This is a genomic window from Endozoicomonas sp. ALD068 (assembly GCF_049310145.1).
GTDB lineage: Bacteria > Pseudomonadota > Gammaproteobacteria > Pseudomonadales > Endozoicomonadaceae > Endozoicomonas_A.
Map to the genome: position 1 here is coordinate 3,868,530 of NZ_JBLYNU010000004.1, position 23,850 is coordinate 3,892,379.

Genomic DNA, 23,850 nt, shown 5'->3' on the forward strand with positions numbered 1-23,850 from the left:
GATTATTGTGAACTTTTCTACTAAAACCGACTCTAAGCTGCAGAATCAATTTTGAATATCCTTGCCAACCAGGGATAAACAATAACTATGGAAAACGAACAATGGATTGCATAAATAACAATTCCTGTATTGATGATCGACTTTCATCAAAACCAGATCAATCTCAAACAGGGCCGCCAAGTGGTACCTATGCAGGTAGAGAAGTCATTGAACGCGACAAGAAAGAGTTTTCATTATTGCTCGATTTACCCGAGGATATACAATCCAAAATTTTTACTTATTTGCAGGCTCGTGATATTGCCCATTTAAGACGGGTAAATTCATGCATTAACAACAGGCTCGAAAATGATGATGCAATGGCAAGGGCGTGGTATCGTCGGCTGGCTTCATCACAACAGACTCGTCTACAGAGAATCGTCACTACAAAAGATAAAGATGAACTCCGGAAATGGTTGCAGCGTTTTACAAAAGATGAGGCATTAATCAAGTCCATCATGGATCGCCAGGCAAGTATTCACTTCCCTGCTTTGTTCTTTTCCACTCTCACTAAACTGATGTGTCAATGTAAAGCATTTAAATTAGAGACTAAAGCCACCATCCCCTGTAATAGTTCACGGGACTTAGCTTCCTTCAGCGCGGATGGACGCCACCTGGTGATCGCCTGTGACTCCAGAACCTATAAAATCTATGACAAGCAGAGCGATGAATCATGGGTAGCAAAAAGCACTATCTCCCATGATAGGTTTGTCAGATCAGCCACCTTCAGTGCAGATAGCCGCCATGTGTTGACCTACAGTGACGACGGCAAAGCGAAAATCTATGGCAAGAAGGACGAACGATCATGGGAAGAAAAAGCCACTATTTCCCATGATAATTCGGTCAAGTTTGCCACTTTCAGCAAAGATGGTCGCTATGTAGTAACCACCGGTCTCGATTGCAGGGTAAAAATCTATGGCCAGAGTGACGATGGGTCATGGGCAGAAAAAGCCATCATTCCACATAATGAAGCTCTCTACCCAGCCACCTTCAGCCCCGATAGCCGCTGTGTAGTGACCGCCACTATGAATTGCAAAGCGAAAATCTATAGCAGGAAGAACGATGGTTCATGGCTGGAAAAGGCGATTATTTCCCATTTTGTCTCAGTCAAATTCAGCTCCGATAGTCGCCATGTGGTGATCGCCAGAAAAAATGGCAGTGCAAAAATCTATAAACTGAATGCCGATGGATCATGGCAAGAAAAAACCATCATTTCCCACAATGGAGAGATCATCTCAGCCGAATTCAGCCCCGATAGTCGCTGTTTAATGACCTCCAGTAACGATGGCAAGGCGATAATCTGTGGTCAGGATAAAGACGGATCATGGAAAGAAAAAGCCACTCTTTCCCATTACCTGGGTGTCTTCTCAGCCAAATTCAGCGCCGATAGCCGCCATCTGGTGACCGCCAGTTTAGATAGCAAAGCGAAAATCTATGGCAAGAAAGACGATGGATCATGGGAAGAAAAAGCCATCATTTCCCATAACATAGGTGTCTACTTTGCCACATTCAGCCCCGATAGCCGTCATGTCATCACCTGCGGTATAGATAACACGGTGAAAATCCGTGGCCTGACGATCAATGGATCATGGAAAGAAAAAGCCATCATCTCCCATGATAGAGGTATTAGCTTAGCAACCTTTAGTGTTGATGGCCGCTATGTGGTCACTGTCGATCGCGATGGAACAGTGAACATTTATGGTCAGAACAGCGATGGATCATGGGAAGAAAAAGCCACCAGTTCACATTCTGGTCGTATCGAATCAGCCATCCTCAGCGCCGATGACCGTTTGTTGACCACCCATGACACGGGCAAGGCGAGAATCACTGAACTAAGTATGAATGAATGATTGCTGTTACTGGCCCAGACCCACATTATACCAATCAAACTTTCTAACTCCCTGTTGCGCTAAAGATTATTGTGAACTTTCCCACTAAAACCGACTCTAAGCTGCAGACTCAATTTTGAATATCCTTGCCAACCAGGGATAAATAACAACCATGGAAAACGAACTATGGATTGCTCAATTAGCAGCTCCTGCAATATTACTCCACGCCCATCTGCACCAGGTCAATCACCATCAGATACTCCAAGTGGTACCGCTATGGGCAAGAACGTCATTGAACGCGACAAGAAAGAGTTTTCATTATTGCTCGATTTACCCGATGATATACAATCCAAAATTTTTACTTATTTGCAAGCTCGTGATATTGCCCATTTAAGACGGGTAAATTCATCCATTAACAACAGGCTCAAAAATGATGATGGAATGGCAATAGCGTGGTATCGCCAGTTGGCTTCATCATACCAGACTTGTCTAAAGACAATCGTCGCTACAAAAGATAAAGATGAACTCCAGAAATGGTTGCAGCGTTTTACAAAGGATGAGGCATTAATCGAGTCAATCATGGATCGCCAGGCAAGTATTCACTTTCCTGCTTTGTTCTTTTCCACTCTTAATAAACTAACGTGTCAATGTAAAACATTTAAATTAGAGTCTAAAACCACCATCCCCTACACTTCAAAGGACTTAGCTTCCTTCAGCGCCGATGGACGCCACCTGGTGATCGCCTGTGACTCCAAAACCTGTAAAATCTATGGCAAGGAGAGCGATGAATCATGGGTAGCAAAAGGCACTATCTCCCATGACAGGGAAGTCATATCAGTCACCTTCAGTGCCAATAGCCACTATGTAGTGACCGCTGGCATGGATGGCAAGGCGAAAATTTATGGCAAGAAAAACGAACAATCATGGGAAGAAAAAGCCACTATTTCCCATGATCAGTGGGTCAAATCAGCCACCTTCAGCCCTGATAGCCGCCATGTGTTGACCTACAGTGACGACGGCAAAGCGAAAATCTATGGCAAGAAGGACGAACGATCATGGGAAGAAAAAGCCACTATTTCCCATGACTATAGAGTCAGTTTTGCCACCTTCAGCAAAGATGGTCGCTATGTAGTAACCACCAGTTGGGATGAAATGGCAAAAATCTATGGCCAGAGTGACGATGGGTCATGGGCAGAAAAAGCCATCATTCCTCATGATGACAATGTCTGCACAGCCACCTTCAGCCCCGATAGCCGCTATGTGGTGACCGCCAGCCTGGACAGGAAAGCGAAAATCTATGGCCAGATAGACGATGGGTCATGGCTGGAAAAGGCCATTGTTTCCCATTTTGTCTCAGTTACCTTCAGCTCCGATAGTCGCCATATGGTGATCACCAGAGATAATGGCAGTGCAAGGATCTATAGACTGGATACCGACGGATCATGGGAAGAAGAAGCCATCATTTCCCATAATGGAAAGGTCAAGTCAGTCAAATTCAGTCCCGATAGTGGCTGTTTAATGACCTCCAGTGACGATAACAAGGCGATAATCTCTGGCCAGGATAAAAACGGATCATGGCAAGAAAAAGCCATCATTTCCGATTACCTGAGTCACTGCTCAACTGGTACAACAGCCTGGGAGTTTCTTGAATCAATTTCCGGTTACCTAAGGGAGTGCTCAGCCAAATTCAGCGCCGATAGCCGCCATCTGGTGACCGCCACTTTAGATGACAAAGCGAAAATCTATGGTAAGAGGGACGATGGATCATGGGAAGAAAAAGCCATCATTTCCCATAACAAAAATGTCTACTTTGCCAAATTCAGCCCCGATAGCCGTCATGTCATCACCTGCAGTAATGATCTCATGATGAAAATCTATGGCCTGAAGATCGATGGATCATGGGGAGAAAAAGCCATCATCTCCCATGATGAGCTTATTAGATTAGCAACCTTTAGTGTCGATGGCCGCCATGTAGTCACTGTCAGTTTCGCTGGGACAGTGAAAATTGTTGGTCAGAACAGCCATGGATCATGGGAAGAAAAAGCCAGCATTTCCCTTCCTGATGTTATCCGATCAGCCACCCTCAGTGCCGATGACCATTTGTTGGCCATCCATAGCAAGAACACGGCGAGCATCACTGAACTAAGTATGAATCCGCCTTTCACCACCCCTATCAGGAATACATGGACTCGTAAAAAATGCCCAAAATTTGAATGATCGTCCACTGCCTTTCCTTCAAGCCAATCACATGTTCCTCCTGATTATTGACCGTTAATACACTAAGCCCCTGGAAACAGAAAAATACCCACCTTGCTGTTGGGTTCTGGCAGGGCTTTTTTTTCTGGTCTGGAAATACACGACTTTGCTTTTTCAGTTCCTGCCTGATTCTTTGCTGGATAGCAGCATAGACCATCAGGCATAGAGTCATCACCATTAACAGGTCTTCAATACGTTCCGCTTTCTTCAGATAGAGCGAAGAGACCAGAAAGTCCGGGCTCTTCAGGAACCGAAAGCCGCCTTCAACTTTTTGTTGCGACTTATAAGTAGACAGCAGCTCAGAGGCATTCAAACTATTTTTATCCAGTTCATTGGTGCTTAGGATAAAACAACCCAATGAGGCTTCTCCATGCTCCCTTTTCTCGCAGGAAACAAAGCACTCAGCCTGCACAAAGTACTCGAAGTGATCAGGCTTGCTATCCGGCGATGGTCTTCCTTTGCCCGAATAGCAGGGTTTACGGATAACCTCTGGCTCTGTTTCGCTTTAGCAAAGTTTCGATTGTTTCTGCCACAAGGCAAAAGCCTTCAATGCATCGTCCCGGCACAAAAAGGCCTTTTTGCTCAGCTTCTCCAGATCACGGGCCTCTTTCAGTGACTGCTTTTGCATCTTTCGGGTCAATGTTTTCCGTTCACTAAGCCCGCGCTTTTTGTTGAGAAACAGGAACCATCGTTGCTGAACCCCTCCGTAGCAGGAAGGCACTTCAGCTGAGTAGTAATCTTCATAGCCTTCAACAGGCACCAGCGACATGGTTGGCGCTTTGCAGACCAGCTCCTTTGCCTCCTTGATGTTCAGGGGCACCCGGGAGATAAACAGCTGCTTTTGCTCATCAAGCAACTGAAGGGTTTCTGCAACATACATGGCAGCATCAGCAACCAGATAGCGGCTATTCAAAGCGGCCTTAAAACATGACAGATGATTTTTGATAATTTCCTGAAAACAGGTTTTGTCGTTTACATTACCGCTGGCAGGGGCCATAAACACAGGGATGCCCGCCTGATTTTCAGTCATTAACTGCAAGACTACCTGATTCAGGTCAGGCCGGTGGTCACGGCTGTAACCTTGGCAGATATGAATACAATTTAAGTCGTCTGGATTGTCATGACTGTTATAGACTCCATCCACATGAAAGCTGGTGCCATCCAGATTTAATGCCTTGCAAGGAAGTTTCAGATGATTGACGACCTTGACGGCCAGATTGAGATACAAGTCGCTAACACCAGCGTCGTACAAACTGTCGAGAGCCCGACCAAGTACCTTGTCGTTCAAGTGTTCAGCCTGAATACCTTCCCCGATAAGGCGGTCAATCGGCTTATCCTCAAAAAACTCAGGGAGCATGTACAGAGTTTGCCCCGTAAAGCCCAAGCCATTGATGATCATTGCAACTACAGCTTGTCCAATAGTGACATTACGAACATCGGAGTCATTTGTGATACGGGCATCAATGTATTCGGCTATCTTTAACTCCCGACACATAGCGGCAACCAAGCCAAGGTGGTTGAGGTTCTTAGACTGGTATTGAGCTTGAGGCATGTTGGTGCACCTGAATGTCTGTTTATTTCTTTGACAACAGATTTTAGGCAAATATCAATCGGGGTGGTGAAAGGCAGATTGAACGTGAGAAAATATGATTTCGTATGGTTGAGTACTTAATAGCTGTTATCTGCTAAGAGGAGTGTCGTCTATTATAAATGACGACTAAGTACATAATAAAGTTTAAAGTAACATGGGATGCTGTAGCGCTTAGTAAACCATAATCTTTAGTAAGTTGTCCTCTTCTGTATGAGTTTATCGTTGATATCACAGCTTGTGCCATTAATGGGTTCGGGTTGGTAAGATGTAAAAGTCCAAATGATGTGGATTTGATAATGTTACTTAAAATAAATATTTTTTCATCATGACTGTTGCTACTATTAGTTGCGAATTCTATAGAGTAATTGATTAGACGGAGCAAGAGGCCATTAAATATCACCTCTTCAATGGCAGCTCCTGTAATAGCCTCTTCGAATGTTATTTTTCCATTGTATGGGTCATGAATTAATGATAGAGGACGTAAAACGAAAATAGCCACAATTTGAACTTGTGTAAAATGTATTACACCTGATAATAAACCATAATAAAGTTGATTATTAACATCAAACTTCTTTAAAAGAGCGACTATTCTGTAGGATTCTTTATCTTTAATATTCACTGATTCTAATTCTGATTCTGAATTTGTGAGCGTCATATTTATGATTGTATGCAAAGAGTTAAACTCATCCTCTGTTTTTGGTAGAGGTGTATCTGAATTTATAAGAATGATCTTCTTGTTAGGTTCTTCATCTTCAATATTCACTGAATCTGAATCTGTGAGGGTCATGTTTATTACTGTTTGCAAAGAGTTAAATTGATCCTCTGTTTTTATGAGAGGAGCAGACTTTGCATGTTGAGTTACTAATGAAAAACATATTACGATTATTAAAGTATATTTTTTCACTGTACTTCCCCCCTAAAAAAACAAGCATGGTAGATGCTAAACGATTTCAGTCTGTTCCGAGACTTCGTCTATCGATAATTCTCGCCGTCAGTAGTTGGCTGAAGCAGGCTTTATGAAGTTCGATTAATGTGTTCAACTGTCTTAAAATTATCCGTGTTTAAAAGTAACCCTTTTCCATATCATTGCATTCAGGGTTTTGTATAACGCTACTGTCTTTAAAAGTGAGTTCATTGATACCAGGTGTTTCTCTGAGTGCCTTGTGTTTGCATTTTGTTCTCCTTAAGAATCGATTTGATCTTTTATTATTTGACTATGCTGTTGCCAAAAAGTTCTATGAATAGAAACGACTGTGTTAGGAATGCTAACTATTCGAGACCAGTACAAAATAAAAATACCAGCAGGGTGATAGAAGTGCTTACCGCTTCTCTCTGTTGAGACAACTGTTTAAGTATCGCATAAAATGTCATGCAAAGGGCATGGAACCAGGTTGTATTCAATACTGCTCCAAAGACTCAAAGAATGTGGATTCGTATAGCGATAGGTGGGATTCTTAGGGTAGACATTAAGCTCAAAAAAGATTCACTTCTAGCGGCAGAACTCACCTTGAACAGCCACAACAAAGCTTCGAAAAAATTATCAAGGCTGAACAAGATGAGTACTGCAAATAGTAGACTAGTTGAAAAAAACTGCTGACGTGTTTCGACCGGTCTGAACTCCTCAGTATGGCTGACTACTTACAAGGAAGCTGCTCAACTTCTGGGCAGATAATGCGAAACGTGAACACCCTGCACGAGATGGTTGTTCAGGGCGTACAAGATTAGGTCTTTGTGCTGTGGGTGGGGCTTAATGTCTACCCTAAGATAAGTACCTAACTAATCGAACTTTCTAACTCTCTATCGCGCTAAAGATTATTTTGAACTTTCCCACTAAAACCGACTCTAAGCTGCAGACTCAATTTTGAATATCCTTGCCAACCAGGGATAAATAACAACCATGGAAAACGAACTATGGATTGCTCAATTAGCAGCTCCTGCAGTATTACTCCACGCCCATCTGCACCAGGTCAATCACCGTCAGATACTCCAAGTGGTACCGCTATGGGCAAGAACGTCATTGAACGCGACAAGAAAGAGTTTTCATTATTGCTCGATTTACCCGATGATATACAATCCAAAATTTTTACTTATTTGCAGGCTCGTGATATTGCCCATTTAAGACGGGTAAATTCATCCATTAACAACAGGCTCAAAAATGATGATGGAATGGCAATAGCGTGGTATCGCCAGTTGGCTTCATCATACCAGACTTGTCTAAAGACAATCGTCGCTACAAAAGATAAAGATGAACTCCAGAAATGGTTGCAGCGTTTTACAAAGGATGAGGCATTAATCGAGTCAATCATGGATCGCCAGGCAAGTATTCACTTTCCTGCTTTGTTCTTTTCCACTCTTAATAAACTAACGTGTCAATGTAAAACATTTAAATTAGAGTCTAAAACCACCATCCCCTACACTTCAGAGGACTTAGCTTCCTTCAGCGCCGATGGACGCCACCTGGTGACCGCCTGTGACTCCAAAACCTGTAAAATCTATGGCAAGGAGAGCGATGAATCATGGGTAGCAAAAGGCACTATCTCCCATGACAGGGAAGTCATATCAGTCACCTTCAGTGCCAATAGCCGCTATGTAGTGACCGCTGGCATGGATGGCAAGGCGAAAATTTATGGCAAGAAAAACGAACAATCATGGGAAGAAAAAGCCACTATTTCCCACAGATACTGGGTCCGCTCAGCCACCTTCAGCCCCGATAGCTGCCATGTGTTGACCTACAGTAACGACGGCAAAGCGAAAATCTATGGCAAGAAGGACGAACGATCATGGGAAGAAAAAGCCACTATTTCCCATGATGGTAGAGTCAATTTTGCCACTTTCAGCAAAGATAGTCGCTATGTAGTAACCATCAGTTGGGATCACAGGGCAAAAATCTACGGCCAGAGTGACGATGGGTCTTGGGCAGAAAAAGCCATCATTCCCCATAATGACATTCTCTACACAGCCAGATTCAGCCCCGATAGCCGCTACGTGGTAAGCGCCAGCCTGGATAGCAAAGCGAAAATCTATGGCAGGAAGAACGATGGGTCATGGCTGGAAATAGCCATTATTCCCCATTTTGCCTCAGCCACCTTCAGCTCCGATAGCCGCCATGTGGTGATCACCAGAAAAAATGGCAGTACAAAAATCCATAGACTGGATGCCGATGGATCATGGGAAGAAACAGCCATCATTTCCCACAATGCAAAGGTCAAGACAGTCACATTCAGCCCCGATAGTCGCTGTTTAATAACCTCCAGTAAAGATAGCAAGGCGATAATCTCTGGCCAGAATAAAGACGGACCATGGCAAGAAAAAGCCACCATTTCCCATATAAAAAGCGGCTTCTTACCCAAATTCAGCGCCGATAACCGCCATCTGGTGATCGCCAGTTTGGATAACAAAGCGAAAATCTATGGCAAGAAGGACGATGGATCATGGGAAGAAAAGGCCATCATTTCCCATAGCGAAAGTGTCTACTATGCCGCATTCAGCCCCGATTGCCGTCATGTCATCACCTGCAGCGAAGATTTAACGGTGAAAATCCATGGCCTGGAGATCGATGGATCATGGAGAGAAAAAGCCATCATCTCCCATGATAGGGGTATCAAATTAGCAGCCTTTAGTGCCGATGGCCGCTATATGGTCACTGTCGGTTACGATGGAACAGTGAACATTTATGGTCATAACAGCGATGGATCATGGGAAGAAAAAGCCAGCATTTCCGATCCTGGTATTATCCTATCAGCCACCCTCAACGCCGATGACCGTTTGTTGTTCATCCATAGCGCGGGCAACTCAAGAGTCAATGAATACTCTCTGTTTCACACTAAATGTCGCCTCTTTTGATTCATGATTCTCAATAACTGAGAGCATTGGGTCATTAAGTAACGATTTGGTCTGTAATGCCTTAAATTCAGTTTTTGCAGATTGATAACCGGGGGCACCAGGAGCATAATAGAGTTCATCAAATAAGGGTGTGGTTCCAGTAGCCAGAGACCAACTTGCACCAGAAAAGCCATCATCTCGATTATCTTTAAGAGTATTGGTAACAGAAAATAGCACCTCACCCTCATAACTAACATGATAATAAGAATTAAATAGTTGAGAACGGCACGTCCCATCATTAATTTTTTGACTTTTTGAAATATTGCGAGGTTCAAGATATCCAAGTAATTGGATGACATTCTCAAGTACTTGGATATCCTGAGCAGTAGCTGTATTTCTCCTACACCTATCTTTATTAATTAGATATTCTTGTTTCAAATTATCTAAGTAATTTATGATTTTTTTCACAGTTTCCCGGGCTTTTTTGTTTGCTGCGTCTATTTCGGTGCTCTCCTGGCTAGACACTATTCTCTGTTCAAGTGATTTGCTGGTGCTGGCAACCGCTCCCAACCTCTGACTTGAGTGATCAGGATCACCTCCGTTGACGGCACGCCTCGATGAAGAATCAATTTTTCCAGATGCCGTTGTAGTTCTTCCGAAGCAGACAGCCTCTGATGATTCCTTCTCAGGCTTTGGTGAAAATAAAGCAACAATGCCGGAATTGTTATCTACATTATCCATTTTTAATATCTCTTTAGTTAGCTTCGTTCTCACCTAGGAGCCTGACCGAGAATAGCGCCCGTAGCGAGGACGGCAGAAAATTGAGGATGAAAATTCGGTTTTGTGAGGAGAATAGCGAGCTATTTGACGAACAAAAGCGGATTTTCAGACCAATTTGCTGCCGCCGCAGTAGGGCAGTCTATTCTCGGTCAGGCTCCTAGCAGCCTGTCGGACTTAAGCGTCCGTAGCGAGGATTGCAAGAAATTGAGGATAAAAATCTCTGTTTCTGAGGAGAATAGCGAGCTATTTGACGAAGAAACAGAGATTTTTAGACCAATTTATTGCAACCGCAGTAGGACAGTCTTAAGTCCGACAGGCTGCTAGCAAGAATATTTAAAATTGATTCAATAGTTTTGAGTCGGTTTTGGAAAGTAAGTTCATAACATTGAAGTCAGTGCGATTAACAAACCTGTGAACAAGACGGGAACATAGCAAGCTATGTGACCAGAGTTGCAACGCATCACGACTGCATGGATGCAGGAGCTAGAGCAACGCAGGAGCAGTTGCCGCGAGTGCCTGAACAAGAAGTCAGAAAATATGATTTCGTATGGTTGAGTACTTATGTGAACTTTCCTACTAAAACCAACTCTAACCTGCAGAATCAATTTTGAATACCCTTGCCAACCAGGGATAAATAACAACTATGGAAAACGAACAATGGATCACATAGATAAAAAATCCCTTGGAAGCACGCCAACCTCATCGACACTTGAACAACCTCCATCAGTTGCACCAATGGGTACCATTATGGGCAAGAACGTCATTGAACGTGACAAGAATGAGTTTTCATTATTGCTCGATCTACCTGAGGATATGCAATCCAAAATTTTTACTTATTTGCAGGCTCGTGATATTGCCCATTTAACACGGGCAAATTCATGCATTAACAACAGGCTCAAAAATGATGCTGCAATGGCAAGGGCGTGGTATCGCCGGTTTGCCTCATCACACCAGACTCTACTAAAAACTATCGTCACCACAAAAGATAAAGATGAACTCCAGAAATGGTTAAAGCGTTTTACAAAGGATGAAGCATTGGTGGAGTCAGTCATGGATCGCCAAGCCAGTATTCACTTTCCCGCTCTGTTCTTTTTCAGTCTCACTAATCTGATGTCTCAATGTAAAACATTTAAATTAGAGACAAAAGCCAGCCTCCTTAGTAATGGGATGAACTCAGCTGCCTTCAGCCCCGATGGCGACCATCTGGTGATAAGAGAAGGTGAGAAGAACACTTTGAGAATCTTCGGCCAGAAGGACGATGGATCATGGCAACGCAAAGGCAATATCTTCCATGATGACCATATCCGATCCTTCACCTTCAGCGCTGATAGCCGCTTCATGGTGACCGCCGGTAAAGATGGCGAGGCGAAAATCTATGGCAAGAAGGACGATGGATCATGGGAAGAAAAAGCGACTATTACCCATGATAACTGGGTCAACTCAGCCACCTTCAGTGCCGACAATCGCTACGTAGTGACCGCCAGTTTCGATCATAAGGCGAAAATTTATGGCCTGATTGACGATGGATCATGGGTAGAAAAAGCCATCATTCATCACGATTGTCACGTCGATTCGGCAACCTTCAGCGCCGATAGCCGCTATGTAGTGACTGCCAGTAAAGATGGCAAGGCGAAAATTTATGGCCGGGAGGACGATGGGTCATGGACAGAAAAAACCATTATTTCCCATGACGACCGAGTCCTCTCGGTTACCTTCAGCGCAAGTGGCCGCTATGTGTTCACCAACGGCAGAGATAAAAAGCTGAAAATCTATGGCCTGAAGGCCGATGGGTTATGGGAAGAAAAAGCCACTATTTTCCATGATTGCCACTTCCGCTCAGCAGCCATCAGCGCCAATGACCGCTATATATTGACTGCCAGTTGCGATCACAAGGTCAGAATCCATGACCTGACTGACAATGGATCATGGGAAGTAAAAGCAACTATTTCCCATGATTACCGGGTCAACTCAGCCACCTTCAGCCCGGATAGCCGTCATGTGTTGACTGGCAGTCACGATGGCAAGGCGAAAATCTATGGCCAGAAAGACAATGGATCATGGGAAGAAAAAACCATCATTTCTCATGAACACTGGATCGTATCAGCTAACTTCAGCGCTGATAGCCGCCATGTGATCACCCTCAGTGAAGATAACAAGGTGAAAATCTACGGCCTGAAGAACGATGGATCATGGCAAGAAAAAGCCATCATCTCCCATGGCAGGGATATCAGATCAGCAACCTTTAGCATCGATGGCCGCCATGTAGTCACTGCCAGTTTCGATCAAAAGGCGAAAGTTTATGGTCAGAACTGCGATGGATCATGGCAAGAAAAAGCCACCATTTCCCATCAAAGTACTGTCCAATCAGCCACCTTCAGCGCCGATGGACTTGTGTTAAGCATCGATTTCACGACTAACATCACTGAACTGAGTATGAATGATTGATGGTTTGCTATAAGTACCTAACCAGTTGGTTTCGCATATTCTGGACGGCGGCTTTTTCCACCCTTCTGCGTTCCAACTCTGGTTGCGTAGCTTCGGCTACGCGCCCGTCGTTGCGCCTTGAAGGATGAAAAAATCCACTCGCCAGAATATGCGAAACCAACTGGCCAGGTACTTACGATTAGATCAATTGTGTGAACTTTCCTGCTAAAACCGACTCTAAGCTGCAGAATCAATCTTGAATACCCTTGCCAATCAGGGATAAATAACAACTATGGAAAACACACAATGGATCGCATAGATAACAAATCCTTTAGAAGTGCGCCATCCTCATCAACACCTGAACAACCGCCATCAGTGACCCCAATGGGTACCATTATGGGCAAGGACGTCATTGTACGTGATGACAATGAGTTTTCATTATTGCTCGATTTACCCGAGCATATGCAATCCAAAATTTTTACTTATTTACAGGCTCGTGATATTGCCCATTTAACACAGACAAATTCATCCATTAACAACAGGCTCAAAAATGATGCCACAATGGCAAGGGCGTGGTATCGCCGGTTTGCTTCATCACATCAGGCTCTACTAAAGACAATCGTCACTGCAAAAGATAAAGATGAACTCCAGAAATGGTTGCAGCGCTTTACAAAGGATGAGGCATTAGTGAAGTCAATCATGGATCGCCAGGCGAGTATTCATTTTCCTGCTCTGTTCTTTTTCAGCCTCACTAATCTGATGTCTCAATGTAAAACATTTAAACTAGAGACAAAAGCCAGCCTCATCTGTAATGGTGGGTTAAAATCAGCTGTCATCAGCGCCGATGGCCGCCATGTATTGGCTCATACTGAAGACACATGGATGAAAATCTTCAGCCGAAAGGACGATGGGTCATGGCAACCAAAAGGCACTATCTCCTATGATGACTACGTCATATCGTCCACCTTCAGCGCCAATAGCCGCTACCTGTTGACCGTCAATGACGATTACAAGGCGATAATCTGTGGCAAGAATGACGATGGATTATGGGAAGAAAAAACGACTATTAACCATCATCGCTTTATCAACTCAGCCGTCTTCAGCGCCGACGATCGCTATGTAGTGACCGCCAGTTACGATAAGAAGGCGAAAATTTATGGCCAGAAGGACGATGGATCATGGGAAGAAAAAGCTATTATTCACCACGATTATTGGGTCAATTCGGCAACCTTTAACGCTGATAGCCGCTATCTAGTGACGGCCAGTGAAGATGGCAAGGCGAAAATCTATGGTCTGAGGGACGATGGGTCATGGGCAGAAGAAGTCATTATTTCTCACGATGACCAGGTCCACTCTGCTAACTTCAGCGCAAGTGGCCGCTACGTGTTCACCCGCTCCGGAGATAAAAAGGTGAAAATCTATGGCCTGGATGATGGGTCATGGAAAGAAAAAGCCACTATTTTCCATAATAGCTGGTTCTACTCAGCAGCCTTCAGCGCCAATGACGGCTTCATATTGACTGCCAGTAGCGATCACAAGGTGAGAATCCATGGCCTGACTGACAATGGATCATGGGAAGTAAAAGCCACTATTTCCCATGATAAATGGGTCAACTCAGCCACCTTCAGCCCGGATAGCCGCCATGTGTTGACTGGCAGTTTCGATGGCAAAGCGAAAATCTATAGCCAGAAAGACAATGATTCATGGGAAGAAGAAGCCATCATTTCTCATGAAAACCGGATCGTATCAGCTAACTTCAGCGCTGATAGCCGCCATGTGATCACCCGCAGTGAAGATCACAAGTTGAAAATCTACGGTCTGAAGTACGATGGAACATGGCAACAAAAAGCCATCATCTCCCATGGCAATAGTATTAGATCAGCCACTTTTAGCGTCGATGGCCGCCATGTGGTTACTGCCTGTTTCGATGGCAAGGCGAAAATTTATGGTCAGAACAGCGATGGATCATGGGTAGAAAAAGCCACCCTTTCCCATCAAGGTACTGTCCTAATATCCACTTTTAGCAACGATGGTCTGGTATTGACCATCGACCGAAAATCCACCCCCAGCGTCAATAATGCCCTGATGGTGATCTACGATCGTGCGGCGAATATCACTGAACTAAGTATGAATGAATGATGGTTCGCTGTTCCATTCAGCCGTGTACCGAAGGTGCATCAGCTGGAAGATTTCGTTGGCCATACCAAAATTTCTGATTAGCTTCGATCTTGCTTTGTGCGGCTAATGCCTGCTGATATCAGATGGCTAGGAGCCTGACCGAGAATAGCGCCCGTAGCGAGGACGGCAGAAAATTGAGGATGAAAATTCGGTTTTGTGAGGAGAATAGCGAGCTATTTGACGAACAAAAGCGGATTTTCAGACCAATTTGCTGCCGCCGCAGTAGGGCAGTCTATTCTCGGTCAGGCTCCTAGCAGCCTGTCGGACTTAAGACTGTCCTACTGCGGTTGCAATAAATTGGTCTAAAAATCTCTGTTTCTTCGTCAAATAGCTCGCTATTCTCCTCAGAAACAGAGATTTTCATCCTCAATTTCTTGCAATCCTCGCTACGGACGCTTAAGTCCAACAGGCTGCTAGAAAAACTCACATTTCAGTAGTCCCGACTTTTAAATCAAACTTCACATTGCATGTTCAGAGATAGATAGTGAACTTTAATACTAAAACCGAGTCAAAATCACAGAATCAATATTAAATATCCTTGCTATTCAAGGTTAAACACTATCTACGGAGAAAGAGAAACGAACAATGGATTGCATAAATAAAAATTCCTGTGATGTTACTCTACCCTCATCAGCATCAGGTCAACCTCCGTCAGATACATCAAGTGGTACCATTATGGGCAAGAACGTCATTGTACGTGACAAGAGTGAGTTTTCATTATTGCTCGATTTGCCCCCGGGAATACAATCCAGAATTTTCACCTATTTGCGCGCTCATGATATTACCCAATTAACACGGGCAAATTCACAAACTAACAACGGGCTCAAAAATGATGCTGCAATGGCAAAGGCATGGTATCGCCATTTTGCTTCATCACACCAGACTCTACTAAAGACAATTGTCGCTGCAAAAGATAAAGATGAACTCCAGAAATGGTTAAAGCGTTTTACAAAGGATGAGGCATTAGTGAAGTCAATCATGGATCACCAGGCGAGTATTCACTTTCCTGTCCTGCTCTATTTCACTCTCACAAAACTGATGACTCAATGTAAAACATTTGCATTAGAGACAAAAGCCACACTCCCCTGTGATGGCGAGACCGGCTCAGCTACCTTCAGTGCCGATGGTCGCCATCTGGTGAGCGTCAATTGTAAAACAGTGGAAATCTATGGCCAGAAGAGCGATGGATCATGGGAAGCAAAAGGCACTATCTGCCATGATAACCGTGTCTGTACGGTCACCTTCAGTGCCAATGGCCGCTATGTAGTGACCGCTGCTGACGATTTCAAGACGAAAATTTATGGCCAGAAGGACGAACAATCATGGGAAGAAAAAGCCACTATTTCCCATGATAACTGGATCAATTCAGCCACCTTCAGCGCCGATAGCCGCCATCTGGTGAGCTGGAGTAAAGACGGCAAGGCGAAAATCTATGGCAAGAATGACGAAGGATCATGGGAAAAAAAAGCCACTATTTACCATGATGAATGGGTCTGCTCAGCCACCTTCAGCGTCGATAGTTGCTATGTAGTGACCGCCGACGGAGACGGCAAGGCGAAAATCTATGGCAAGACAGACGAAGGATCATGGGAAGAAAAAGCCATTATTTCCCATAATAAATGGGTCAAATCAGCCACCTTCAGCACCGATGGCCGCTATGTGGTGACCGCCAGTGGAGATGGCACGGCGAAAATTTATGGCCAGGGGGAAGATGGCTTGTGGACAGAAAAAGCCGTCATTACCCACGATATGTTAGTAGCATCGGCCACCTTCAGCACCGATGGCCGCCATGTGGTGACCGCCAGTTTTGATGGCAATGCGAAAATCTATGGCAGGAATAACGATGGGTCGTGGATAGAGAAAGCTATTATTCCCCATGACGATTGTGTCAGGTCAGCCACCTTCAGCCCCGATGGTCGCTATGTGAGGACGATCAGTGACGATCACATTGTGACAATCTATGGCCTGGAGGACGATGGTTCATGGGAAGAAAAAGCCATCTTTTCCCATGATGAAGAGGTCAACTCAGCCACCTTCAGCCCCGATAGCCGCTATTTGGTGACCTCCAGTGACGATGGCATAGCGATAATTTACGGCAAGAAGGACGATGGAACATGGGAAGAAAAAGATGCTATTTGCCATGATGATTGGGTCTTCTCAGCCACCTTCAGCCCCGATAGCCAACATGTGATCACCGCCAGTAGAGATGGCACTGCGATAATTTATGGCCGACAGAGTGATGGGACCTGGGAACAAAAAGCCATCATTTCCCATCATAGTTCCATCGAATCAGCCACCTTCAGCACGGACGGCCATGTGTTGACCATCCATGGTGATGGAACGTTGAAAATCACTGAACTACAGATGAACGACTAATTGTTTGCTGTCACTCATTAGCCAAGATCCGCATTATTCTTCTGCAACACCAGCTCAGCACGATAACTTGAGCGCAAAAGGGTACCCGCAACGAATTCTACAAACCCTCTTTCCAGACCCCGCTGAGGATTAGATCAATAAGCGCTCAGCCATACGGAATCGAATATTTCTGGCTTATTGGGCAGGTGCTCTGCAAGGCGCAACGACGGGAACATAGCAAGCTATGTGACCAGAGTTGCAACGCATCACGACTGCATGGATGCAGGAGCTAGAGCAACGCAGGAGCAGTTGCCGCGTGTGCCTGAACAATAAGTCAGAAAATATGATTTCGTATGGTTGAGTACTTAGTGTGAACTTTCCTGCTAAAACCGACTCTAAGCTGCAGAATCAATTTTGAATGTCCTTGCCAATCAGGGATAAATAATGGAAAACAAACTATGGATTGCCTGAATAACAATTCCGGTAGAAGTACTCCACCCTCATCAAGACCAGGTCTACCACCATCAGATACACCAAGTGGTAACACTATGGGCAGGAACGTCTTTGTACGTGACAAGAATGAGTTTTCATTATTGCTCGATTTGCCCCCGGGAATACAATCCAAAATTTTCACCTGTTTGCGGGCTCATGACATTACCCAATTAACACGGGCAAATTCAGACATTAACAACAGACTCAAAAATGATGCTGCAATGGCAAGAGCATGGTATCGCCGGTTGGCTTCATCACACCAGACTCTATTAAAGACAATTGTCGCTGCAAAAGATAAAGATGAACTCCAGAAATGGTTAAAGCGTTTTACAAAAGATGAGGCATTAGTTAAGTCAATCATGGATCGCCAGGCGAGTATTTATTTTCCTGCTCTGTTTTTTTCCACTCTCACTAAACTGATGTGTCAATGTAAGACATTTAAATTAGAGACTAAAGCCAACATCCGCTGTAGTAGTCAACAGAACTCAGCTATCTTCAGTGACGATGGCCGCCACTTAGTGATCACCTGTGACTTTAAAACATGGAAAATCTATGGTCAGGAGAGCAATGGATCATGGGAAGCAAAAGGCACTATCTCCCATGATGACGATGTAAGATCTGCCACCTTCAGTGCCGATGGCCGCTATGTAGTGACCACCACTATATTTGGCAAGGCGAAAATTTATGGCAAGAAGAACGAACAATCATGGGAAGAAGAAACTATTTCCAACGACGATTCGTTACGCTTAGCCACCTTCAGCGCCGATGGTCACTATGCAGTGACCGCCAGTAAAGATGGCAAGGCAACAATTTATGGCCGGTTAACCGATGGGTCATGGGTAGAAAAAGCCATCATTCGCCACAATAATTTTTTAAGCTCAATCACCTTCAGCGCCGATGGCAGCCACGTGGTGACAGCCAGTTTTGATGGCAGAGCGAAAATCTATGGCAAGCAGAATGATGGGTCATGGGCAGAAAAAGCCATTATTTTCCATGATAACCGGGTCGACTCAGCCACCTTCAGCGCCGATGGCCGCCATGTGGTGACACGCAGTGCCGATAACAAGGTGAAAATCTATGGCCTGGAGGCCGATGGTTCATGGGAAGAAAAAGCCATCATTTATCATGATGATGGAGTCTGTTCAGCCAGCTTCAGCCCCAATAGCCGCTGTGTGGTCACCGCCAGTAAGGATGGCAGGGCGATCATCTTTGGCAAGAAGGACGATGGATCATGGGAAGAAAAAGCCACTATTAACCATGATGATTGTGTCTGGTCAGCCACCTTCAGCCCTGATAGCCGCTCTGTGGTCACCCGCAGTAAAGATGAAAAGGCGAAAATCTATGGTCTGAAAGACGATGGCTTATGGGAAGAAAAAACGACAATCCCCCATTATTTGTATATTTGTTCAGCAACCTTTACCTTCGATAGCCGCCATGTGATCACCCGCGGTGGAGATAGCAAAGTGAAAATCTATGGCCATCAGGACAATGGCTCCTGGGCAGAAAAAGCTATCATTACCCACGATGATGTCATATCAGCAAACTTGAGCGTCGATGGCCGCCATTTGGTCACTGCCGGTAGCGATAAAATGGCGAACATTTATGGCCAGGTAAGCGATGGACCATGGCAAAAAAAAGCCACCATTTATCATCGCAGAGGGATCAGACGAGCCATCTTTAGCGCCGAAGGTCATGTGTTGACCATCCATGGCAATAACATGGCGAAAATCAGTGAGCTATGGATGGATGAATGACTGATCATTTTCCCAAAACAAAGTCCTGTTTTCTTATTGGTAACGATTAGATCAATCCTGTGAACTTTCCTACTAAAACCGACTCTAAGCTGCAGAATCAATTGTGAATATCCTCGCCAATCAGGGATAAATAACAACGATGGAAAACAAATTATGGATTGCCTGAATAACAATTACGTTAGAATTACTCCACCCTCATCAAAACCAGGTCAACCACCATCAGATAGACCAGGTTGTACCACTATGGGCAGGAACGTCATTGCACGTGACAAGAATGAGTTTTCATTATTGCTCGATTTACCCGAGGATATACAATCCAAAATTTTTACTTATTTGCAGGCTCGTGATATTGCCCTGTTAACACGGGTAAATTCATCCATTAACAACAGGCTCAAAAATGATGATGCAATGGCAAGGGCATGTTATCGCCGGTTGGCTTCATCACACCAGGCTCGACTAAAGAAAATTGTCACTACAAAAGATAAAGATGAACTCCAGAAATGGTTGCAGCGTTTTACAAAGGATGAGGCATTAGTTAAGTCAATCATGGATCGCCAGGCGAGTATTTATTTTCCTGCTCTGTTTTTTTCCACTCTCACTAAACTGATGTGTCAATGTAAGGCATTTAAATTAGAGACTAAAGCGAGCATCCCCTGTAGCAGTCGAGAGAACTCAGCTACCTTCAGCGACGATGGACGCCACCTGGTGATCGCCTGTGACTTCGGAACATGGAAAATCTATGGCCAGGAGAGCGATGGATCATGGGAAGAAAAAGGCACTATCTTCCATGAATACTGTTTCAAATCGGTCACCTTCAGTGCCGATGGCCGCTATGTGGTGGCTGTCTACAGAGATGACAAGGCGATAATTTATGGCCAGAAGGACGAACGATCATGGGAAGAAGTGACTATTTCCCACGACGACTCGCTCTGCTCAGCCAGCTTCAGCACCGATGGCCGCTTTGTAGTGATCACCACTAAAAATAACAAGGCGAAAATTTGTGGCAAGAGGGACGATGGCTCATGGGTAAAAGAAGTCACTATTTCCCATGATAAATCGCTCCAATCAGCCACCTTCAGCACCGATGGCAGCCATGTTGTGACCGCCAGTTTTGATGGCAAGGCGAAAATCTATAGCAAGAAGAACGATGGTTCATGGATAGAAAAAGCCATTATTTCCCATGATAAATGGGTCCAATCCGCCGCCTTCAGCGACGATGATCGCCATGTGGTGACCCGCAGTATCGATCACAAGGTGAAAATCTATGGCCTCAAGGCCGATGGTTCGTGGGAAGAAAAAGCCATCATTTCCCATAATAAAGACATCAACTCAGCGACATTCAGCGCCGATAACCGCCACTTGGTGACCTCCAGTGACGATCGCAGAGCGATAATCTACGGCAAGAAGGACGATGGATCATGGGAAGAAAAAGCCACTATTTACCACGATGATTGGGTCTTCTCAGCCACCTTCAACTCCGATAGCCGCTCTGTGGTCACCCGCAGTGTAGACAGAGTGGCAAAAATCTATGGCCAGAAGGACGATGGATCGTGGGAAGAAAAAATGATCATCTCCCACTATTTGAAAATTATATCAGCAACCTTTAGCGTCGATGGCCGCCATGTGATCACCAGAGGTGAAGATAGCAAGGTAAAAATATATGGCCATAAGGACAATGGATCCTGGGAAGAAAAAGCCATTATTTCACATGCCTATGGTGATGTCATATTAGCAACCTTTAGCCTCGATGACCGCCATCTGGTCGCTGCCGGTAACCATAAAACGGTGAAAATTTGTGGCCTGGTAAGCGATGGATCATGGAAAATAAAAGCCGCCATTTCTCATCGCGAAGGGATCAGGACAGCCATCTTCAGCGCCGATGGCCATGTGTTGACCATCCATGACGATGACACGGCGAAAATCACTGAACTATCAATGAAGGACTGATCGTTTACTGTCACTCATTAGCCCAGACCTACATTATTCTTCAACAACGCTTTTTCCAGACCCCGCTGATGCTGCTTCCCAAACGCTTGGGGAGTCTCATGCAAGGTTCAGCAGGTAAATGTTTTTTGGTGGGTTACAGGTGCTGACCCAGAGTGCCATTCTGCATGTTCTGAAAGATAGAAACCCGCTTTCTGGTTATTGATCATTTTCCCGGATCAAAGCCCTGTTTTCTTGTTCGTTACGATTAGATCCATATTGTGAACTTTCCTACTAAAACCGACTCTAAGCTGCAGAATGAATTTTGAATATCCTTACCAATCAGGGATAAATAACAACGATGGAAAACGAACTATGGATTGCCTGAATAACAATTCCGGTAGAAGTATTCCACCCTCATCAAAACCAGGTCAACCACCATCAGATACACCAGGTTGTACCACTATGGGCAGGAACGTCATTGTACGTGACAAGAATGAGTTTTCATTATTGCTCGATTTGCCCCCGGGAGTTCAATCCAAAATTTTCACCTATTTGCGGGCTCATGACATTATTCAATTAACACGGGCAAATTCAGACATTAATAAGAGGCTCAAAAATGATGCTGCATTGGCAAGGGCGTGGTATCGCCGGTTGGCTTCATCACACCAGACTTTACTAAAGACAATTGTCGCTACAAAAGATAAAGATGAACTCCAGAAATGGTTGCAGCGTTTTACAAAGGATGAGGCATTAGTTAAGTCAATTATGGATCGCCAGGCGAGTATTTATTTTCCTGCTCTGTTCTTTTCCACTCTGACTAAACTGATGTCTCAATGTAAAACATTTAAATTAGAGACTAAAGCCAGCATCCTCTGCGATAGTTCAGAGCACTTAGCTGCCTTCAGCGGCGATGGCAGCAACTTGGTGATCGCCTGTGACTCTAAAACATGGAAAATCTATGGCCAGGAGAGCGATGGATCCTGGGAAGCAAAAGGCACTATCCCCAATAACTACTGTGTCAAATCGGTCACCTTCAGTGTCGATGGCCGCTATTTAGTGGCTACCAGTATAGGTGGCAGGGCGAAAATTTATGGCAAGAAGGACGACCGATCCTGGGAAGAAGCAACGATTCCCCATGACGACTCTGTCCACTCAGCCACCTTCAGTGCCGATAGTCACTATGCAGTGACCGCCAGTAGAGATGGCAAGGCAAAAATTTATGCTAAGGTGGCCGATGGGTCATGGGTAGAGAAAGCCATCATTCGCCACAATAATTTTTTACGCTCAGTCACCTTCAGCGCCGATGGCCGATATGTGGTGACCGCCAGTTTTGATGGCAAAGCGAAAATCTATGGCAGGAAGAACGATGGGTCATGGGCAGAAAAAGCCATTATTTCCCATGATAACGGGCTCAACTCAGGCACCTTCAGCGCCGATGGTCGCCATGTGATAATCCGCAGTGCAGATAACAAAGTGAAAATCTATGGCCTGGAGGCCGATGGTTCATGGGAAGAAAAAGCCATCATTTCTCATGATGATGGAGTCTGGTCAGCCACCTTCAGCCTCAATAGCCGCTGTGTGGTGACCGCCAGTATGGACGGCAGGGCGATCATCTTCGGCAAGAACTACGATGGCTCATGGGAAAAAAAAGCTATCATTACCCACGATGATTGGGTCTTCTCAGCCACCTTCAGCTCCGATAGCCGCTGTGTGGTCACCCACGGTATAGATAAAGTGGCGAAAATCTATGGCCAGAAGGACGATGGATCATGGGAAGAAAAAATGATCATTTCCCATAACCTTAAGATCCGCTCAGCCAAATTCAGCGCCGATAGCCGCCATGTGATCACCTGCAGTGAGGATCACACGGTGAAAGTCTATAGCCGGAAGGACAATGGATCCTGGGAGAAGAAAGCTACCATTTCCCATGATATTAGTGTCGGACCGGCAACCTTCAGCATCGGTGGCAACCATGTGGTCACCTGCAGTACCGAGGGTAAGGCGATAATTTACGGCCTGGGGAGCGATGGATTATGGAAAGAAAAAGCAGTCATTTGCGATAATACTGAGATCAAATCGGCCATCTTCAGCTTGGATGGTCATGTGTTGACTATACATGGAGGTAACAGGGCGAAAATCACAAAACTATGCATGATTGACCGATCGTTTACTGTTACTCATTAACCCAAACCCTCATTATACTTCTGCAACACCTCTTTCCAGACCCAGCTGATGCTACTTCCCAAACGCTTGGGGAATCTCATGTAAGGTTCAACGTTACGCTTGCATCAATCTCAAAAACTTTCGTGCTAGAGCTGACTCTAACTTACTGAATTAACGTTTGAATATCCCTGTCAACCGCAGGTAAATAACAGCTTGTCACAGGATAAGTCATAAAATTTGGTGA

The 23,850-nt window shown here is 44.7% G+C and carries 11 protein-coding genes and 1 pseudogene; 9 read left to right on the top strand and 3 right to left on the bottom strand.

Annotated features, from left to right (window positions below; genetic code table 11):
* The first annotated feature begins 101 nt into the window (after positions 1-101).
* Entirely contained in the window at positions 102-1,886 is a 1,785-nt protein-coding gene (locus ACO6V5_RS13775; RefSeq protein WP_422132503.1) for an F-box/WD repeat-containing protein, read from the top strand.
* Between the two features lie 165 nt (positions 1,887-2,051).
* A complete protein-coding gene (locus tag ACO6V5_RS13780) occupies positions 2,052-4,082 on the top strand; it encodes an F-box/WD repeat-containing protein (protein ID WP_422442210.1) in 2,031 nt (676 codons plus the stop codon).
* Here ACO6V5_RS13780 and ACO6V5_RS13785 read toward each other — a convergent pair.
* Positions 4,039-5,673: pseudogene (locus tag ACO6V5_RS13785) on the bottom strand (IS1634 family transposase). The gene ACO6V5_RS13780 and the pseudogene ACO6V5_RS13785 overlap by 44 nt on opposite strands.
* Before the next feature lie 133 nt (positions 5,674-5,806).
* The gene (locus ACO6V5_RS13790; RefSeq protein WP_422132500.1) at positions 5,807-6,616 is read right to left on the bottom strand and encodes a type II CAAX prenyl endopeptidase Rce1 family protein; all 810 of its coding nucleotides are present in this window, start codon (positions 6,614-6,616) and stop codon (positions 5,807-5,809) included.
* Positions 6,617-7,623: 1,007 nt separating this feature from the next.
* Between ACO6V5_RS13790 and ACO6V5_RS13795 the strand changes: the two genes are divergently transcribed.
* Positions 7,624-9,555 (top strand): F-box/WD repeat-containing protein, encoded by a 1,932-nt coding sequence (locus ACO6V5_RS13795; RefSeq protein WP_422442208.1) that lies wholly within the window; start codon positions 7,624-7,626, stop codon positions 9,553-9,555.
* Here ACO6V5_RS13795 and ACO6V5_RS13800 read toward each other — a convergent pair.
* Positions 9,505-10,275, bottom strand: coding sequence for a hypothetical protein (locus ACO6V5_RS13800; protein WP_422137185.1), 771 nt, complete (start codon positions 10,273-10,275; stop codon positions 9,505-9,507). The genes ACO6V5_RS13795 and ACO6V5_RS13800 overlap by 51 nt on opposite strands.
* A gap of 696 nt (positions 10,276-10,971) precedes the next feature.
* On the opposite strand from ACO6V5_RS13800, the gene ACO6V5_RS13805 reads away from it, so the two are divergent.
* The 6 genes from ACO6V5_RS13805 (at position 10,972) to ACO6V5_RS13830 (ending at position 23,627) form a co-directional block, all read left to right on the top strand.
* The gene (locus ACO6V5_RS13805; protein WP_422413948.1) at positions 10,972-12,759 is read left to right on the top strand and encodes a WD40 repeat domain-containing protein; all 1,788 of its coding nucleotides are present in this window, start codon (positions 10,972-10,974) and stop codon (positions 12,757-12,759) included.
* A gap of 285 nt (positions 12,760-13,044) precedes the next feature.
* Positions 13,045-14,877 (top strand): F-box/WD repeat-containing protein, encoded by a 1,833-nt coding sequence (locus ACO6V5_RS13810; protein WP_422413946.1) that lies wholly within the window; start codon positions 13,045-13,047, stop codon positions 14,875-14,877.
* A 624-nt stretch (positions 14,878-15,501) separates the two neighbouring features.
* Positions 15,502-17,292 carry a WD40 repeat domain-containing protein gene (locus tag ACO6V5_RS13815; RefSeq protein ID WP_422442206.1) on the top strand — a complete coding sequence of 597 codons (1,791 nt, stop codon included), beginning with the start codon at positions 15,502-15,504 and terminating at the stop codon, positions 17,290-17,292.
* Positions 17,293-17,729: 437 nt separating this feature from the next.
* Complete coding sequence (locus ACO6V5_RS13820; RefSeq protein WP_422442205.1) at positions 17,730-19,517, top strand: WD40 repeat domain-containing protein; 1,788 nt, start codon at positions 17,730-17,732, stop codon at positions 19,515-19,517.
* 153 nt (positions 19,518-19,670) lie between these two features.
* Positions 19,671-21,464, top strand: a complete 1,794-nt coding sequence (locus ACO6V5_RS13825) for an F-box/WD repeat-containing protein (protein WP_422411303.1) — start codon at positions 19,671-19,673, stop codon at positions 21,462-21,464.
* A 351-nt stretch (positions 21,465-21,815) separates the two neighbouring features.
* Positions 21,816-23,627: a WD40 repeat domain-containing protein gene (locus tag ACO6V5_RS13830; RefSeq protein WP_422132492.1), complete on the top strand. Its 1,812-nt coding sequence runs from the start codon at positions 21,816-21,818 to the stop codon at positions 23,625-23,627.
* Positions 23,628-23,850: the final 223 nt, after the last annotated feature.

Excerpts from the sequence above, each read along its gene's own strand:
- ACO6V5_RS13775 (WP_422132503.1), top strand. The coding sequence starts at position 102 with ATGGATTGCATAAATAACAATTCCTGTATTGATGATCGACTTTCATCA.
- ACO6V5_RS13780 (WP_422442210.1), top strand. The coding sequence starts at position 2,052 with ATGGATTGCTCAATTAGCAGCTCCTGCAATATTACTCCACGCCCATCT.
- ACO6V5_RS13795 (WP_422442208.1), top strand. The coding sequence starts at position 7,624 with ATGGATTGCTCAATTAGCAGCTCCTGCAGTATTACTCCACGCCCATCT.
- ACO6V5_RS13800 (WP_422137185.1), bottom strand. The coding sequence starts at position 10,275 with ATGGATAATGTAGATAACAATTCCGGCATTGTTGCTTTATTTTCACCA.
- ACO6V5_RS13805 (WP_422413948.1), top strand. The coding sequence starts at position 10,972 with ATGGATCACATAGATAAAAAATCCCTTGGAAGCACGCCAACCTCATCG.
- ACO6V5_RS13810 (WP_422413946.1), top strand. The coding sequence starts at position 13,045 with ATGGATCGCATAGATAACAAATCCTTTAGAAGTGCGCCATCCTCATCA.
- ACO6V5_RS13815 (WP_422442206.1), top strand. The coding sequence starts at position 15,502 with ATGGATTGCATAAATAAAAATTCCTGTGATGTTACTCTACCCTCATCA.
- ACO6V5_RS13820 (WP_422442205.1), top strand. The coding sequence starts at position 17,730 with ATGGATTGCCTGAATAACAATTCCGGTAGAAGTACTCCACCCTCATCA.
- ACO6V5_RS13825 (WP_422411303.1), top strand. The coding sequence starts at position 19,671 with ATGGATTGCCTGAATAACAATTACGTTAGAATTACTCCACCCTCATCA.
- ACO6V5_RS13830 (WP_422132492.1), top strand. The coding sequence starts at position 21,816 with ATGGATTGCCTGAATAACAATTCCGGTAGAAGTATTCCACCCTCATCA.